16 protein-coding genes are annotated in these 16,490 nt (G+C 44.8%); 3 read left to right on the forward strand and 13 right to left on the reverse strand.

The window, feature by feature from the left end; genetic code table 11:
• Positions 1–42 precede the first annotated feature (42 nt).
• Both aspS and hisS read right to left on the reverse strand, forming a co-directional pair.
• Positions 43–1,839 (reverse strand): aspartate--tRNA ligase, encoded by a 1,797-nt coding sequence (gene aspS / locus RXV91_RS03945; protein WP_316438751.1) that lies wholly within the window; start codon positions 1,837–1,839, stop codon positions 43–45.
• A gap of 41 nt (positions 1,840–1,880) precedes the next feature.
• On the reverse strand, positions 1,881–3,161 hold the full coding sequence (gene hisS / locus RXV91_RS03950) for a histidine--tRNA ligase (RefSeq protein WP_003640691.1): 1,281 nt from the start codon (positions 3,159–3,161) through the stop codon (positions 1,881–1,883).
• Between the two features lie 389 nt (positions 3,162–3,550).
• On the opposite strand from hisS, the gene RXV91_RS03955 reads away from it, so the two are divergent.
• Positions 3,551–4,399: an N-acetylmuramoyl-L-alanine amidase gene (locus RXV91_RS03955; RefSeq protein ID WP_316438752.1), complete on the forward strand. Its 849-nt coding sequence runs from the start codon at positions 3,551–3,553 to the stop codon at positions 4,397–4,399.
• Between the two features lie 237 nt (positions 4,400–4,636).
• The gene (locus RXV91_RS03960; RefSeq protein ID WP_316438961.1) at positions 4,637–5,479 is read left to right on the forward strand and encodes a fructosamine kinase family protein; all 843 of its coding nucleotides are present in this window, start codon (positions 4,637–4,639) and stop codon (positions 5,477–5,479) included.
• A 109-nt stretch (positions 5,480–5,588) separates the two neighbouring features.
• On the opposite strand, the gene RXV91_RS03965 is transcribed toward RXV91_RS03960, so the two are convergent.
• The 8 genes from RXV91_RS03965 to RXV91_RS04000 form a co-directional block, all read right to left on the reverse strand.
• Positions 5,589–6,212: an HAD-IA family hydrolase gene (locus tag RXV91_RS03965; protein WP_316438753.1), complete on the reverse strand. Its 624-nt coding sequence runs from the start codon at positions 6,210–6,212 to the stop codon at positions 5,589–5,591.
• Positions 6,213–6,283: 71 nt separating this feature from the next.
• Positions 6,284–6,730, reverse strand: coding sequence for a D-aminoacyl-tRNA deacylase (gene dtd, locus RXV91_RS03970; protein WP_316438754.1), 447 nt, complete (start codon positions 6,728–6,730; stop codon positions 6,284–6,286).
• A 9-nt stretch (positions 6,731–6,739) separates the two neighbouring features.
• A complete protein-coding gene (locus RXV91_RS03975; RefSeq protein ID WP_021730833.1) occupies positions 6,740–9,007 on the reverse strand; it encodes a bifunctional (p)ppGpp synthetase/guanosine-3',5'-bis(diphosphate) 3'-pyrophosphohydrolase in 2,268 nt (755 codons plus the stop codon).
• Positions 9,008–9,087: 80 nt separating this feature from the next.
• On the reverse strand, positions 9,088–9,423 hold the full coding sequence (locus tag RXV91_RS03980; protein ID WP_021730832.1) for a hypothetical protein: 336 nt from the start codon (positions 9,421–9,423) through the stop codon (positions 9,088–9,090).
• Between the two features lie 70 nt (positions 9,424–9,493).
• A complete protein-coding gene (locus tag RXV91_RS03985; protein ID WP_316438755.1) occupies positions 9,494–10,246 on the reverse strand; it encodes a 16S rRNA (uracil(1498)-N(3))-methyltransferase in 753 nt (250 codons plus the stop codon).
• A 12-nt stretch (positions 10,247–10,258) separates the two neighbouring features.
• Positions 10,259–11,209, reverse strand: a complete 951-nt coding sequence (gene prmA / locus RXV91_RS03990) for a 50S ribosomal protein L11 methyltransferase (RefSeq protein WP_316438756.1) — start codon at positions 11,207–11,209, stop codon at positions 10,259–10,261.
• Positions 11,210–11,318: 109 nt separating this feature from the next.
• A complete protein-coding gene (locus RXV91_RS03995) occupies positions 11,319–11,948 on the reverse strand; it encodes a DNA-3-methyladenine glycosylase (protein ID WP_316438757.1) in 630 nt (209 codons plus the stop codon).
• A gap of 60 nt (positions 11,949–12,008) precedes the next feature.
• On the reverse strand, positions 12,009–12,299 hold the full coding sequence (locus tag RXV91_RS04000) for a hypothetical protein (protein ID WP_003640701.1): 291 nt from the start codon (positions 12,297–12,299) through the stop codon (positions 12,009–12,011).
• A gap of 254 nt (positions 12,300–12,553) precedes the next feature.
• On the opposite strand from RXV91_RS04000, the gene RXV91_RS04005 reads away from it, so the two are divergent.
• Positions 12,554–12,844, forward strand: a complete 291-nt coding sequence (locus tag RXV91_RS04005; protein WP_316438758.1) for a hypothetical protein — start codon at positions 12,554–12,556, stop codon at positions 12,842–12,844.
• Positions 12,845–12,956: 112 nt separating this feature from the next.
• Here the strand turns inward: RXV91_RS04005 and lepA are convergent, their stop codons facing one another.
• The 3 genes from lepA to dltC form a co-directional block, all read right to left on the reverse strand.
• The gene (lepA, locus tag RXV91_RS04010) at positions 12,957–14,792 is read right to left on the reverse strand and encodes a translation elongation factor 4 (RefSeq protein WP_316438759.1); all 1,836 of its coding nucleotides are present in this window, start codon (positions 14,790–14,792) and stop codon (positions 12,957–12,959) included.
• A 175-nt stretch (positions 14,793–14,967) separates the two neighbouring features.
• The gene (dltD, locus tag RXV91_RS04015) at positions 14,968–16,245 is read right to left on the reverse strand and encodes a D-alanyl-lipoteichoic acid biosynthesis protein DltD (protein WP_316438760.1); all 1,278 of its coding nucleotides are present in this window, start codon (positions 16,243–16,245) and stop codon (positions 14,968–14,970) included.
• On the reverse strand, positions 16,242–16,484 hold the full coding sequence (gene dltC / locus RXV91_RS04020; protein WP_316438761.1) for a D-alanine--poly(phosphoribitol) ligase subunit DltC: 243 nt from the start codon (positions 16,482–16,484) through the stop codon (positions 16,242–16,244). Before dltC ends, dltD begins: the two co-directional genes overlap by 4 nt.
• Positions 16,485–16,490 lie beyond the last annotated feature (6 nt).

The following is a 16,490-nucleotide window of genomic DNA, read 5'->3' on the forward strand; positions in this document are numbered from 1 at the left end:
CTAATTAAAAAGAACGTCCATTTCTAGACGCTCTTAATTGCTTTATTCGGTTGGTTCGTCATCTGTTATCGGGTTAGTAATATTCAAATCTAAATCAGCCAATTGTTGGTCAGATACCCGTGATGGTGCATTGGTCATCGGTTCTGAAGCCTTAGAATTCTTAGGAAAGGCGATTACTTCACGAATATTATCATTACCAGATAGCAACATTGCAAACCGGTCTAACCCGATTGCTAAGCCGCCGTGTGGTGGGAAGCCCATATCCAGCGCATCCAGCAAGAACCCAAATTGTTCTTGTGCTCGTTCCTTCGTAAAGTCCAACGCTTTAAACATCTTTTCTTGTAATTCGCGGGTATGAATCCGGATCGACCCGCCCCCGAGTTCATAACCGTTCAAGATGATATCATACGACTGGGCATGGGCTTTGTGGGGATCTTCGCCATCATTCAAGTAATGAACATCTTCTTCATTGGGCATTGTGAATGGATGGTGCGCAGGTACCCAGCGTTCAATACCTTCGTCATATTCAAATAGTGGCCAATCAACGACCCATAAGTAGGCGTATTGATTTTGGTCAATCAAGTCAAGTTCTTTGGCAATAGCTGTCCGCAGGTAGCCTAACGTATCAGAAACGACTTTGAAACTGTCAGCAGCGAACAGTAATAAATCGCCTGGTTTAGCCGCAGCAGCACTCGTAATGGCTTCAAAATCACCATCAGTTTTGAAGAACTTCGCCACGGGACCACTAAAACCATCCTCAGTGACCTTCATCCAAGCTAAGCCTTTAGCTCCAAACCGTTTGACATATTCCGTATAAGCATCGATTTGCTTCCGGGAGTACTGATCAGCACCACCTGGAACCGCAATCGCCTTGACCAGGCCACCATTAGCAAGTGCATTATCAAAGACTTTAAAACCGGCGTTAGAAACAGCCACACCCATGTCTTTGAGTTCCATACCAAAACGTACATCCGGCTTTTCAGAGCCAAAACGATCCATAGCTTCTTGCCAAGTCATTCGGGTAAATGGCGTCTTGATGTCAACACCCTTGACGTCCTTCATGACTTGCTTAATCAAACCTTCAGTATAGGACTGAATTTCTTCAGCCGTTAAAAAGGATGTTTCCATATCAATCTGGGTAAATTCAGGCTGACGGTCACCCCGCAAATCTTCATCACGGAAACAGCGCGCAATTTGATAGTAGCGATCAAAACCGGCCCCCATCAGCAATTGCTTAAAGAGTTGTGGTGATTGTGGTAACGCGTAAAAATGCCCTTGATAGACCCGCGAAGGCACTAAGTAATCCCGGGCCCCTTCTGGCGTCGACTTCGTTAAGAACGGCGTTTCAATATCATAGAACCCGTTGGCATCAAAATAGCTATGAACTGCTTGGGTGATGCCATTACGAATTTTCAATCCACGTTGCATTTCTGGCCGACGCAAGTCCAAGTAACGGTACTTCAAGCGCAATTCATCTGATACGTTAATGTCATCTTGAATATAAAATGGCGGAGTTTTCGCCTTATTTAAGATTTTGGCATTGTGAATCTCAACTTCAACTTTACCAGTCTTCATGCGGTCATTAACAGCGTCAGCATTCCGATTAACAACAGTTCCTTGCACTTCAATGACATATTCGCCCCGTAACTGATCCGCTACCGCCAAAGCATCCGCTGAAAATTCCTGACTAAAGACTAATTGTACAATTCCTTCACGGTCCCGTAAATCAATAAAAATCAAGCTCCCAAGGTCACGGCGTTTTTGTACCCAACCTTGTAAAGTGACCGTTTGGCCTAAATAATCCTCATTGATGAGACCCGCATATGTGGTCCGTTTCATAAACGCTTCCTCCTTATAAATCGGCAAACTTGCCGTCCACACTACTTATCTAAAACTTGATGAGCATCTTGATAAATATCCGCCATCGCAACCTTGGTTTCCTCACCAGTCGCCATAGCCTTCAAGTTAACGACCTGATCAGCCAGCTCGGTTTCGCCCACCGTCATTGTGTAACGTGCATTCAAGCGATCAGCGCTCTTAAACTGAGCTTTAGGCTTGCGATCCAAGTAATCCCGTTCGGCCTTATAACCGGCTGCCCGTAATGCCTGTACCAGTTTCAAAGTCGTAGCACTAGCAGTGTCACCAATTCCCACGACATAGACGTCCAACTGATCATCAGTCGGTACCGCAATGTTTTCGGCATCCATCAACACTAATAGCCGTTCAACTCCAAGGCCAAAACCAACCCCAGAAACTTCAGGGCCGCCTAATTCCTTAACCAATCCGTTGTAACGACCCCCAGCACAGATCGTCGTATAGCCCTTGCCTAACGCTTTTGAGTGGGTCATAATTTCAAAAATCGTATGGTTATAATAATCTAATCCCCGGACCATCGTGGCATCAATCTCGTACGGAATTGCTAACGCATCTAAATACGTCTTAGTTTGATCAAAATGCGCTTGAGCTTCCGGAGACAAGTAATCTAAAATCGATGGTGCATCGGCCACAAATTGTTGATCTTCCGGTGCCTTACTATCTAAAACCCGCAATGGATTCTTGTGTAACCGTTCCTTGGAGTCATCACTCAATTCATCAAAGTGGGGTTCCAAATAATCAATCAGGGCTTGTCTGTAATCATCACGCGTTTGTTGATCACCCAACGTGTTGATGACCAGTTTCAAATCAGTCAAGCCAAAGGTTTTAAGTAAGTTATAGCCCATTGCAATTACTTCAACGTCTAGGGCGGCACTTTCACTACCAAAAGCTTCCACGCCTAATTGGTGGAACTCACGTAACCGACCTGATTGGGGCCGTTCATAACGGAACATTGGTCCCATGTAATAAACTTTATAGGGTTTTAAAACCTGCGGCCCGTACAATTTATTTTCCACGAATGCCCGAACTACTCCGGCAGTTCCTTCTGGGCGGAGCGTAATGTGCCGGTCACCCTTGTCATGAAAATCGTACATTTCCTTCGTCACAATATCAGAAGTATCCCCCGCTGAACGTGAGAAGACTTCGAAATTTTCAAACATCGGTGTCCGAATCTCTTTGAACTGATAAGTCTTGAAGACGGCACGAGCCGTTGCTTCAACGTATTGCCACTTTTCACTATCGCCAGGCAAAATGTCGGCGGTGCCTTTAGGCCGTTGATATCTCATTAATAGTTCCTCCCTTGATTGCAATCGACAAAAAAAGCGCCCTTGATTATTTACCAAGGGCGCTGTTAGCGCGGTACCACCTTTTTGAGTACTAATTGATAACGTCTGTAATCACAGGCGGAACGCTGCCGTTCACCTCAAAAGCGTCTCCTCATTGCGCACTATCCGGAATTCTCAGCACTACCGGTCTCTGATTATAGTGGCGTACAATGCTCTTACTTTCTCTGCGGTCGATTGATTAATATATGGTTAAAGTTACACGAAAATCACTTAAAAGTCAACGATTCTAGTTAAAATCATTTCAAAATTTAGTCGGTCAGCCATTTTTTTGGTATACTATTTGCAGCACTTCAAATTGCAATTATCTTAAATTTAGTTGGTGACAAAGCATGCAAGTTTTAAAACAATTTTGGCGTCAAATCACCGTTACGCTTATTTTCATTGGCTTGGTGATTGGCTTTGTAGTGCTACTAGTGACTAATAACACAGCCACCGTTAACATTGCCAATGTCAATATCCGTAGTGGTCCTGGCATGAGCTATGCCATTGAAGACGCAACGTCCAAGGGGACCAAGGTCCACATTATAAAACGCAAGAATAATTGGCTGTACGTTCGTTATGCGGATCATAAGTTTGGCTGGATTGCCAGTTGGTTGGTCAACGAACATAACAGTCAGTTAACCAAAACCACTAAGATCTCTGAGGCCACCATCGTCTTAGACCCCGGACACGGTGGTTCTGATTCCGGAGCGCTCTCCAGCAAGGGCAAGATGGAAAAAACGTACACGCTACGGGTAGCCAAAGCAGTGGCTAAAAAGCTCCGCGCAGCTGGTGCCCACGTCGTCTTGACCCGTGATAGTGATAAATATGTGGGGCTGAGTGCGCGACCAGCGATAGCAAATAAGCTGCATGCGGACGCCTTCATCAGTTTCCACTTTGATAGTTCACCAGAGAAGAACACGGCTTCTGGAATTACGACTTATTACTATCATAAATCAACTTCACTAGCACTCGCCAAGGCGTTGAACAATAATGTCTCGACCTTGCCAATTCCTAGTAAGGGAACTGACTTCGGTGACTTCTTAGTTATTCGTGATAATTCGCGGCCTGCCGTCTTGATGGAACTGGGCTACATTAATGACAAGTCCGACTTCAAGACCATCAGCTCAAAAAAATACCCGCAAGAAGTGGCCCATGCCGTCTACGCGGGATTAACCACCTACTTTGCTAACCAATAGCAACATCGTGAAGTACATCATGTGTCTGAAATTGGTCGCCATCTCAATTACTTGGATGGCGACCAATTTTTTGCTGTTGAGCTTCAACCTGGGGCGCTTGATCATACGCCCGCTAAGTAACTCGTACAGTTAACAATTAGTCAGTCACAGCACTATTAAGCCTTCTAATTGTTAATCGCAATTGATTGCGTTACAGTGATGACAACGATATTCAGCATTATTTTAGGAGGGGTCATGATGCATTTAACAAAAGCTTGGCTCGCACAGCTACCATTAACCGGCGTTCAGCAAATATTGCCAGTTAGTGGTGGCGATATCAATGCTGCTTTTCGGATTGTCACGCGTCGCCACCAATATTTTTTAAAAGTCCAGCCGAACAACAACGGCACCTTTTTTGACCATGAAGTTGTTGGATTGCAACTACTCGGTGCAGTGATCAAGACACCAACTATTATTGCCAGTGGCACAATTGCAACTGATGGATACCTATTGCTAGATTGGTTAACAACTGGGATCGGTAGCCAGTCTGCCCTTGGTAAAGCCGTAGCAACGGTCCACCAACAACATCAAACCCACTTTGGCCTCGACCACGATTTCACGGCTGGCAAACTGCCTAAGCTTAATCACTGGCAATCCGATTGGGCGACTTTTTATACCCAACAACGCTTAGATGTATTAGTCAACTTGGCAAAGGAACACCATTTATGGTCACAGACACGTGATGAGCATTATCGCCGATTGCGGCAACAACTTCTACAAGATCCTCACATGCATACCGTGCAACCAAGTCTCCTTCACGGTGATTTATGGTCAGGTAATTACTTGTTCGATACCGCCGGCACACCTGTTTTGATTGATCCCGACGTCTTTTACGGTGACCGTGAAATGGATCTCGCAATGACGACACTCTTCGGCGGCTTTGACGCTGATTTCTATCAAGGCTATCAAGCCATCTACCCGTTTGCTCCCGGCACGCAAGCCCGACTACCAAGTTATCAACTTTACTATCTGCTAGCTCACCTGAACCTCTTTGGTGAGACATACGGGGCAGCCGTCGACCGTATTCTGATGCAATATTAACTGAAAAGCCCCGATACCAGTCCGTCTCAATTGACCTGCACTGATACCGGGGCTTTTAACAACTTGCTAGATACAATCACTAATTATACTAGGATTGCCAGTATCTTAGTTAACCGACCATCGTTAATAAGTCATTTAAATCTGTCACTTGAATCTCGGGCGAACTAGTCACCTTGATCAGCCAATCAATATCAAATAAATAGCCCGCAATGCCAGCATTGTGACCCGCCTCAATATCCAAGTTACGGTCACCAACCATAACGGCTTGTTGTCGATCAACATGGTGCTTATCTAATAAATAATTTAAGGCCGCCGGATCTGGTTTGCGTGGAAACGGCTGGTCGGCAGTGACTGCGTCCGTAAAGTAGTGATCAAGGCCGGCTTGGACCAAATAGGTCTGGGCGCTTTCATCACGATGCGTCATTAAATAGTTATGACCACCGATTGCGACTACTTTTGCAAGCACCGCCTTGGCCCCCGCAAAAGCGGCCGGTGCTTGTTGCAATTGTGGCTCCCAACGTTGATAGCCCGCCCGCAAAGCCTGCCAATCCCAGCTATTTTGCGCTGCTATCGTTTTTTCCGCATAACCAACCGACTGTTGGCGCATTAGCCGGTAAGTTGCTTCAGCCGTTATTGTTCCACCTAACTCAGCCACCGCTTGTTGAAAAGCTTGGACCATGGCTGGATAAGTATCTAGCAAGGTCCCGTCAAGATCCCATAAAAACTCGCGCATCTCATTCACTCCTATTATTGATTGTGATAGACAAAAAGCTGAAAGTACCAGATTGGCCTTTCAGCTTTAGCTCAACGTTGATCAGTGTCATAGCAAATCGTGACCGGGCCATCATTAACTAGGGATACTTGCATATCAGCACCAAATTCACCAGTCGCAACGGTCACCCCACTAGCCGCGAGTTGCCGATTAAATGTATCGTACAACTTGCTAGCTAACTCAGGACTTCCCGCATCCGTAAAGCTTGGCCGATTGCCATGACGCGTATCTGCATATAACGTAAACTGCGATATCGACAAGATGGCACCACCAACTTGCTGAATATTCAAATTCATTTTGCCAGCTGCGTCACTAAAAACGCGGAGATTCAAAATCTTATGTGTAACGTAGTCTAATTCGGTCTGGCCGTCGCCGTCTTGAAAACCGACCAGCAAGACGAAACCATGGTCGATCGCACCTTGAACATTACCATCAATACTTACTTGTGCCTGCTGTGCTCGCTGAACTATGACTCGCATAAAGACCTCCTAAAACATTTTCCGTTCGACAACATAAAGATCTTGAACATTTTTTAAGCTATCAATAATTCGTTGCAGATGCTCTAAGTTCCGAACACCTAACGAAACACTAATAATGACCATCTTGTTATGATCAACCTTACCATTGACATTCGTTAAAAATTTCGTGTGGTTGTTGATGACTTTTAACACATCGTTTAACATCCCATTACGATTGTAACCTTGAATTTCCAAATCAGAATTATAATTCGTCCGATCACCCTCAGGATTTTCCCACTGCACATCAATCAACCGCTCACCGTTAGCTTCAGCACTCTTAACGTTCGGGCAATCTACTCGATGAACCGAGACACCACGGCCCTTTGTAATATAGCCAACAATTTCGTCTCCCGGAATTGGTGAACAACAATGACTCAATCGAACCAACAAGTTATCAACGCCTTGAATAATCACGCCACCAGAAGATGAGACTTTTTGACGTTTACGTTCCTGCTTTTCTTGATCATCATTATGATGATCCTTAGCCTTCTTCTTCGTTGGCGTTTCCGTAGCATCCGCTAGAATAGCTTCTTCACGCTCACGCTGGCGATTTGCTTCTCGCTGCTTACGCACATCACTCGTCAAGCGATTTGCAATTCCTACTGGTTGAACATCACCAAAGCCTAACGCCGCAAATAAATCATCCTCACTGCCATAATGCATCTTCTGAGCAACTGCGGTTAATTTGTCCTTAGTCATAATCTCTTTAGGATTAAACTCTAAATCACGTAATTGCTTTTCTAACATGTCGTGACCAGTAATAATATTTTCTTCACGGTCAGCGTTACGGAAAAATTGTTTGATTTTGTTGCGCGCCCGCCGCGTATAAACTAATTTCTGCCAATCGCGACTTGGCCCAGTGGAGCTGCTGGACGTTAAAATATCCACGATATCACCGTTTTTGATTTGGTAATCCAGCGGTACGATTTTACCGTTAACTTTGGCACCGGTCGTATGGTTACCCACTTCAGTATGAATTGAGTATGCCATATCCAACGGACCAGCCCCTTTTGGCAATTCCGTCACGTCACCCTTAGGCGTAAAAGCATAGACCCGGTCACTGAACAAGTCACCTTTGACACCTTCCATGAAGTCAGCAGCGTCCTTGCTTTCATCTTGGAGTTCAATGATCTCCTTGACTAAATTCAGCTTATTGCCTGACTGAGTCTCCTGAACCTCATCTCGCTTACCTTCCTTGTATGCCCAATGAGCAGCGACCCCATATTCAGCGACCCGGTGCATTTCAAACGTCCGGATTTGAATTTCTAAGGGCTTACCCTCAGGACCAACTACCGTCGTATGCAAGGATTGATACATATTAGCCTTGGGCATCGCAATATAGTCTTTAAAGCGGCCTGGCATTGGTTTCCACTGCGTATGAATCGCACCTAAAACTGCATAACAATCCTTAATCGAATCAACGACCACGCGAATTGCCAACAAGTCATAAAGCTGACTGAACTGCTTGTGTTTATCGCGCATCTTCTTATAGATCGAATAAATATGTTTGGGTCGACCATAAATTTCTGCTTCTGGTAACTCAAGATCATGTAGTGCCTTTTGGATATCTTGAATAGCGATTTCAATATACTTCTCACGGTCTTCACGCCGAGAATTCATCAAATGAACGATTCGATAATACTGTTGTGGATTCAGATAGCGCAACGAGATATCTTCCAATTCCCACTTAATCGTACTAATCCCTAACCGGTCCGCAATGGGGGCGTAAATTTCTAAGGTTTCATTTGCAATCCGCCGTTGCTTATCCGGACGTAAGTGTTTCAATGTCCGCATATTATGCAAACGGTCTGCTAATTTGACAATCATGACCCGAATATCTTTTGACATGGCCAACAATAATTTTCGATGATTTTCGGCTAATTGTTCCTTATTCGATTTATACCGAATCTTACCAAGCTTAGTGACACCATCAACAATAACGGCCACATCATGGCCAAAAAGTTCTTCAACGTCACCTAAAGTTACACCCGTATCTTCCACAACATCGTGTAAGAAACCAGAAGCGACGGTTTCAGGGTCCATCTTCAATTCAGCTAAGATACCAGCAACTTGAATGGGATGCATAATGTATGGCTCACCAGATTGACGATACTGGTCCTTATGCACGTAGGCTGCAAAATCACAGGCTCGTTTAACTAACGCCACGTGATCATTATTCATATACTTTTGAACCATGTCCAAGATATCCTGGGCAGTCCAAGTAGGTTGTTTGGGCATTTTATCACCACGACTTCCACAAAGATTCTATTTAATAAAAGGCACGCGAGGTTCCCACCCAACGTGCCTTGACAACCGTTTTAACGCAAACTCGCGCGGGGACCAGTTAACCCATATGCTAAGTAGGATATGCCTAAATCAACTAATGCTAAGTAATAGACATACGTTGGGAAAAATAGATATAGACCCACAAAACAGCCAACTGGAAATAACCAGATTAACCAGCCCGTCTGTTCAGTCCGCCGAATCCACCAGCCCACGACGGCTGCCAACACAAAGTCAACTACGAACAGTAGCCATACAATCTGATGAAACCGACTAACACTCATGAATTTCAGCAACCATGGTAACATCACCCCAACGACAAGCGCAATCAGCCAATACTGGCCATTAAACTTACGAAATTTTTCCGTCAAACTAACTCCCTCGCTTACGCTTTATTGCTAACTGACTATGATTATTTATTGTACACCACCGACCACAAAATTACACTAGTTCGCACCAAAAAGAAACACTACTTAACAAGTATAGTGGCGCCGTTTCAGCTCGCATAATCCGTGGCCCTAGACCGACTGCTGTAACACCAGCAGTTTGTAAAGTGCTGACTTCTTGAGGCGTCAACCCGCCTTCAGGGCCAAAAATTGCCAGTAAGCGTTGCGGAGGCGTCATTGTTTTCAACGTTTGCACCAGCTGACTACTCTCACCCTGCTTGGCCGACTCTTCCCATGCAACGACCCCCGTATCATACGTGGTGTTTACTAACACGTGCGTTAGATCCGCTTCATAAGTCACACTTGGAATCATTGTTCGATGTGACTGTTCAGCCGCTCCCTGCGCAATTTTGGCTAATCGGTCTAACTTCCGCTCACGTTTATTGGCTGCCCATTTTGCCACCGTCCATTGGCTATCAAAAAAAACAAAACCACTCGCCCCCAACTCGGTACCACGCTGTACAATCTGTTCAGGTTTATCCCCCTTAGATAGCCCGCAGGCAATGGTCACCGGCAGCGGTAATTCGACTGTGGGCGTGGTAACAGCGGTAATCATCGCCGTCGCCGTTTGCCCATCACTGTTCACCAGTTCCGCTACCACTACTTGACGGGTCTGGGTAACAAACTCGGCAGGGTCTCCTGGCTGAGCCCGCATCACTTTGATCCAATGTTTGACCGTTGCTCCATCAACCGTAAAGGTTTGCCCAACCGTTGCTGTAATTGGTGTTGCTAAAAAGTATCGTTGCATTTCAGTTCCTCACTAATCTTCATCCGTTGGTAAGTAGGCCACAATGCCATGCCAGTCATCCATTTGCGTGTGCTGAGCGATTTGAAAGCCGGCTTCTTTAATCGCGTTTAACACGACTTGGAACTTATCATCAATAATTCCAGAGGTGATGAAGTAGCCACCACGCTTTAAGTTTTGACGGGCCTGCGGAACTAGTGGGATAATGATTTCAGCCAAAATATTGGCCACGATAATATCAGCCTGTGTCTGAATCCCAGCTAATAAATCATTAGCCGCTACGTGAACATCCTTAGCAACTGGGTTTAAATCTAGATTTGTTTGTGCTGACGCCACGGCCACATCGTCAAGGTCATAGGCTTCTACCGCACCGACACCCATTGCTTTAGCCGCAATGCTCAAGACACCAGACCCAGTCCCGACATCGATTAAATGCTCGCCACCATTAATAACGGTCTCAAGTGCTTGTAAACACAATTTCGTTGTTGGGTGCGTTCCAGTACCAAACGCCTGACCAGGATCTAATCGTAAAACTAACTCGCTCGGCTGAGCAGGTTGATATGATTCCCAGCTTGGCACAATTGTCAAATACCGGGTCACCCGGACCGGATGATAATATTTTTTCCAAGCTGTGGCCCAATTTTCGTCAGATAAGGCCGCCATACTGACTTCGTTCGGCGCTGGGTTTAAGCCAAAATCCGCCAATTGCCCCACGCGCTGTTTGATTGTCGGAATGACTTCCGGTACGAATACCGTTTCAGGATAGTACGCTGAGATTTTCGCCCCACTCATTGCGTGCGGAATAGTTTTCAAATCAATAATCTCACCATACCGATCAGGTTTTAAGTTCTGATAATCCAACGCATCATCAATTTTGACCCCACTGGCACCAGCTTCCATTAAAATATTAGCAACCGCCTCGACGGCCTCATTAGAAGTACTGACCGTTACTTCAGTCCATTTCATTTTTCCATTATCCTCCTATTAAAAAAGCTAAGTCGCTTGTCGCAGTTCCTTAGCTTCGCACCGTTTATTCTCATTAGCAATTATATAACAAGCCGCAGTAATTTGACAATCAGCCCGTAATCCAACCATGGTGTTCGTGATCAACCGCTCGTCGTGGCAATTTTGATACAAACGGATTGCCAGCTACAAAGAAACGTAGCGGCGCAGTTGTCCACTCACCCTTATTAACAATTCCAATTCGAGGCGTTGCCACTACCCGCTTTGGGTGGCGGCCATGGTGCAGATTCAATGATAAGGTCGCCGGCTGTAAAGGCTGACCATTCAGACATCCATCCAGTCCAAGCGCCTGCATTAGCTTCCCTGGTCCATTCGTCAAGTTGGCAATAGGCACCGGGCGTTGCTGTTGCATTTGTGCCATCCCCACAGCTGGCTCAATACCGCGAATCAATACGCATTCAGGTATTCTGGCCGCTTGGGTCACAATGTTCAGTAAATACCAGGTTCGCATTTGATAAATATAAATTGTCCCAGCAGGTTGCCAAAGTGCTTGGTTGCGGGCCGTTTGATGATTCTTGTAGGCATGGGCACCCGCATCAGCCACGCCTAAATAGGCTTCCGTCTCCGTAATCCACGCTGTCAATACGCCCGTAGTCGTTTGTAGTCGCAATTGTTTACCCAACAAGGCTGCCGCAATTGCTGGCGTCGTTTGAGTGCTTAAAAATCGTTCAGTATCTGTCATGCTCACTCGCTCCTAATAGAAAACGGACTAGCCACTATGCCAGTCCGTCATCGTTTTAACTTAGTCATTATTTGCGGTCTTTTTCGTTAGATGTTTATTCAAATACTTGATCATATCGGCCTCATGCTTAAAGATCCGAGGATGCTTTTGCTTATGCAACCGAACCGCAATCTCATTGATCTTAATTCGCCCAGTCCAAGTATGACTATATTTAACGACCACCCGATTATTGCGGTGATCCTTACCAAACTTCAACACGTAAACGCTGTCGGGCACCATCAGCGGTCTAATATATGTTTTATCGTAGTCATAATGTATCGATCGCAGAAACTGTTTCGTGCGTTTTAACATGTCGTTGATCTCTCCTTCACAATGTGAAATTGATTAAATAATAAATTAATTTATCGTTATTACATTTTCATATCTAGCTTTTATTATAGCAGACTTTAAACAAGTAGTGTACCAATTTGCCACTGGTTTAGCAAGTAGTGCGCTTTAATTCTTATAAATTTGCTAACCATGGCGGAATTGTGTTTGACTGTTTTACGGGTATGGTAAAATATGATTAAATCAGTCTGGTTATCAATCTTAGGGGGAATTAACTGATGGTACTTATTGAAAGAATTTATCGACACGGACATGAGCAATTAACCAGTGTCGATCAAATTGAAAAATTTGAAACTAGTGATGGCTACATCACATCTAACGATGTATTAGCGCGAGAAATCGGTGCGGACAGTGAAAACTGCTTCTACAAGAATCAAGAAGGCAAGCGCAAAAAAGTCGTTGCAACCAAAGACGATCAAGGTATCTGGCATTTAAAGACTATCGGTACAACTGATCCAGCTAGTGATGGGTTACTGCAGCTGCCTCATATGGACAATGTTTGGGGTTAATTGGCTATGACAATCGTCTGAATCTAACTAAAGTTGTCTATAACAATAACGCAAAGAACGGCGGTTACATCGATTGATGTAACCGCCGTTCTTTGCGTTATTTATTAATTGCTCAATTCGGCTTTTCGTCTTCGTCAGTTTTCAGAACCGCCATGAACGCTTCTTGTGGGATTTCCACTTTACCGACAGCCTTCATCCGCTTTTTACCAACTTTTTGCTTTTCGAGTAACTTCATCCGCCGCGTCCGGTCACCACCATATAAGTGCGCCGTCACGTCTTTCCGATAGGCCTTGATATTAGTTCGAGCAATGACTTTAGATCCAATCGTCGCCTGTACCGGAATCTCAAAGTTTTGTCGGGGAATAATCGTCTTCAGCTTCGAAGCAATCTCACGACCACGTGCTGGTGCAAAATCACGATGAGCAATGAAGCTCAGGGCGTCGACTTGATCACCATTCAACAAAATATCAATTTTGACCAAGTCACTGGCACGATAGCCGTCCAAATCATAATCTAACGAAGCATAACCGCGCGTGTTCGATTTTAACTTGTCAAAAAAGTCAAAGATAATTTCTGACAGTGGAATGTGATAAACCACATTGACCCGGTTACTATCCAAGTATTCCATCGTATCGAACTCGCCGCGTTTTCGCTGGGCTAATTCCATCACTGCCCCAACATAATCGTTAGGGACCATGATTTGGGCCTTCACGTATGGTTCGCGAATTTCTTTAATAGCCGAAGCTTCTGGCATTTCGGCCGGATTTTCCACCTGTTTCTCTGTCCCATCGGTCATGAGCACATGGTAGGTTACAGACGGCGCCGTGGTAATCAGTTCAAGATTAAATTCCCGTTCGAGACGCTCCTGAATGACATCCATGTGCAGCAGTCCTAGGAACCCACACCGGAACCCAAAGCCCAACGCCTGTGAAGATTCTGCTTCAAATTCCAAAGCAGCGTCATTTAATTTTAATTTTTCCAACGCTTCTCGCAAATCCGTAAATTTCGCATTATCAGTCGGATAAATCCCGGCATAGACCATCGGATTCATTTCACGATAACCGGCCAAAGCTTTTTCCGCTGGCCTTTTTGCATTCGTGACCGTATCACCGACCCGAGTATCTTGAATATCCTTGATACTAGCCGTAATATAACCAACATCACCGGCCATTAAGTAATCCCGAGCTAATGGCTTAGGCGAGTTAACACCAACTTCAGTTACTTCGTACTCACTACCACTGTTCATCAGCCGAATCCGGTCACCCGGACGGACAATCCCTTCATGAATGCGGACACTAAGCACGACACCCCGATAGTCATCATAAACCGAATCAAACACTAACGCTTTCAATGGTGCATCTAACTCCCCCTGAGGTGCGGGGATTTTATGCACAATCTGTTCAAGTAACTCTTCAATCCCGATTCCCGCTTTTGCCGAGGCTAAGACGGCATCTTCGGCCTCAATACCGATGTCATCTTCAATTTCTTTTCGGACCTTTTCGGGTTCGGCTGAGGGTAGATCAATTTTATTAATTACCGGCACAATTTCCAAGTCATCATCAATGGCTAAGTACACGTTGGCCAGTGTCTGAGCTTCAACCCCTTGCGCAGCATCCACAACTAAAACTGCCCCTTCGCAGGCTGCTAGACTCCGTGAAACCTCATATGTGAAGTCAACATGCCCAGGCGTATCGATTAAGTGGAAGATATAGGTCTCCCCGTCTTTTGCTTGGTAGTGTAATTCCACCGCATTCAATTTGATCGTAATCCCACGTTCACGTTCCAAGTCCATTGAATCCAACACTTGGTCTTGCATTTCGCGCTTTGAGATCGTATCAGTTAGTTCCAAAATTCGATCCGCTAGCGTTGATTTACCGTGATCAATATGGGCGACGATCGAAAAATTCCGAATATGTTGTTGCCGATCTTGCATTGTCGCTTTATCCATTGATTTTCCTACTTTCTTCCTAAGTCCTAGTCTTTTTAATTATACCAAGATACAAGCACAAGCACAATTTTTCTATCAAATACAACGGACTGACAACAGCCGCCATTTGAACAACTGATCATTCAGCGCAACCAAAAAAGTACAAGCCGTTGATGGCTTGTACTTTTTTACTAACTTATTTAAAATAGTCAATCTGACTCGGACTAAGTCGTTGCCACTGCTTCGAATAAAAATCATCATTGATTTGGTAATGAACTGGTTTCGTCTTCTTAGTCAAGAATGGATCAACTTTCTGATCCACCGCTAACCAACCACGCCAACCTAGATGAATGGTATCAGTCATAAAGTAATCTTCACCACCGTCCTGGGTCAGGTCCAAAACGTTATTAAAGCCTTGACTCTTCAACTGGTACTGAATCTTTTTATCAAACTGCGCAATCATTTTCATTGATAATCCGGTATATGCGGACCATCGCTGATTAATTGGCGGAATGATGAACAAGACATCCGTATGTGTCTTCGCAAATTGATTTAAGACTAATTGGAAATCGGCAAACTCTGGCGACTTCGTGTAATTCAAGTGGCGTTGTGAATCTTTAAGCCGCTTGTAATTACGTTTTAACTTCGTATTCCAGAACTGATTACTGATCTCCAGACCATTTGAATTCGTTTGAGCGGCGCCAATCTTGCCTGCTAATTGATCTAATTGATTGAAATTATAAGTCGCTGGTAATTTATCAGCCTGCTTATTAACAGTGTTCAAATTCTTGCCTGCAATCCCGAAGCGTGAGAAAAATTCATCCTCACTGCCAAGAACCCGCGCTTTATAATTGATGTACGTCATTTGCGCACTCGTTGGTTTAAAGCCAGCCGCAACTCGTGCCAAGGCCCCCTCCAACACACGGTCGGATGAACCTGAAGGCATCTGTAACAACCGCTGGGCAGCATACCGATCCATTGCCGTATTATGTTCATCTTGCAACCAGTCGATCGTCTGCAATGGTGAATAATAATACGAAAACGCATCTTTACGCGTCCCTTGAGGAACAAACCATTGTGGCGAAATTACAAAGACGGCCTTCTTATTTGTAATCTGCTTTTTCACCGACTGCATCGCAAAATACTGGGTCAATGACTGGGTCCCCCGTGCACCGAGCAAAAATGGCCGGTAATCACGGTGATATTTAGTTGCCAGTACGGACGGATGCATCGGATCAAACCGCGACCATTCGGAAGAACCAAAGAATGGCACATAGCCATCATCCAACGCTTGTCGTTTAACTAACCGACCCTTTAATACGTTAGCGGATAAGGAAACGGCGGCCTTTTTCTCAGTATCTTTAGAAATGTGATTCAATCCAAATGAGAACGGTGAAAGCAGTACGGCCAATAATAAGACGGCTGCCAAAATAATTGGCCCAAAAATCTTAAAAAGGCGTTTGGCAACCTTCATTGCAAGTTCTCAACCTTTGCAACAATCTTCGCCGGTGTATCCCATTCTGACCGTTGAAATTCAGAGACCGGTACTTCGATGCCTAATTGATTTTGGAGTTCCAACAAGAGTTGGACAGAACCCATCGAATCTAAGATTCCTTCATCAAATAAGTTAACGTCCATATTGCTAGAAACGTCTTCCCCTGTTAAGTCTGTTAAAATTGATAAAACCGTTGCTTTTGTATCATCCATTGTCATTACGCT

Origin of the sequence: Lactiplantibacillus sp. DA1 (assembly GCF_032681335.1) — a bacterium.
In the GTDB taxonomy this organism is placed as follows: Bacteria; Bacillota; Bacilli; order Lactobacillales; family Lactobacillaceae; genus Lactiplantibacillus.

Excerpts from the sequence above, each read along its gene's own strand:
- RXV91_RS03985 (WP_316438755.1), bottom strand. The coding sequence starts at position 10,246 with ATGCAACGATACTTTTTAGCAACACCAATTACAGCAACGGTTGGGCAA.
- hisS (WP_003640691.1), bottom strand. The coding sequence starts at position 3,161 with ATGAGATATCAACGGCCTAAAGGCACCGCCGACATTTTGCCTGGCGAT.
- prmA (WP_316438756.1), bottom strand. The coding sequence starts at position 11,209 with ATGAAATGGACTGAAGTAACGGTCAGTACTTCTAATGAGGCCGTCGAG.
- RXV91_RS04005 (WP_316438758.1), top strand. The coding sequence starts at position 12,554 with ATGGTACTTATTGAAAGAATTTATCGACACGGACATGAGCAATTAACC.
- RXV91_RS03975 (WP_021730833.1), bottom strand. The coding sequence starts at position 9,007 with ATGCCCAAACAACCTACTTGGACTGCCCAGGATATCTTGGACATGGTT.
- dtd (WP_316438754.1), bottom strand. The coding sequence starts at position 6,730 with ATGCGAGTCATAGTTCAGCGAGCACAGCAGGCACAAGTAAGTATTGAT.
- lepA (WP_316438759.1), bottom strand. The coding sequence starts at position 14,792 with ATGGATAAAGCGACAATGCAAGATCGGCAACAACATATTCGGAATTTT.
- RXV91_RS03955 (WP_316438752.1), top strand. The coding sequence starts at position 3,551 with ATGCAAGTTTTAAAACAATTTTGGCGTCAAATCACCGTTACGCTTATT.
- aspS (WP_316438751.1), bottom strand. The coding sequence starts at position 1,839 with ATGAAACGGACCACATATGCGGGTCTCATCAATGAGGATTATTTAGGC.
- dltC (WP_316438761.1), bottom strand. The coding sequence starts at position 16,484 with ATGACAATGGATGATACAAAAGCAACGGTTTTATCAATTTTAACAGAC.
- RXV91_RS03995 (WP_316438757.1), bottom strand. The coding sequence starts at position 11,948 with ATGACAGATACTGAACGATTTTTAAGCACTCAAACGACGCCAGCAATT.
- dltD (WP_316438760.1), bottom strand. The coding sequence starts at position 16,245 with ATGAAGGTTGCCAAACGCCTTTTTAAGATTTTTGGGCCAATTATTTTG.
- RXV91_RS03965 (WP_316438753.1), bottom strand. The coding sequence starts at position 6,212 with ATGCGCGAGTTTTTATGGGATCTTGACGGGACCTTGCTAGATACTTAT.
- RXV91_RS04000 (WP_003640701.1), bottom strand. The coding sequence starts at position 12,299 with ATGTTAAAACGCACGAAACAGTTTCTGCGATCGATACATTATGACTAC.
- RXV91_RS03960 (WP_316438961.1), top strand. The coding sequence starts at position 4,637 with ATGCATTTAACAAAAGCTTGGCTCGCACAGCTACCATTAACCGGCGTT.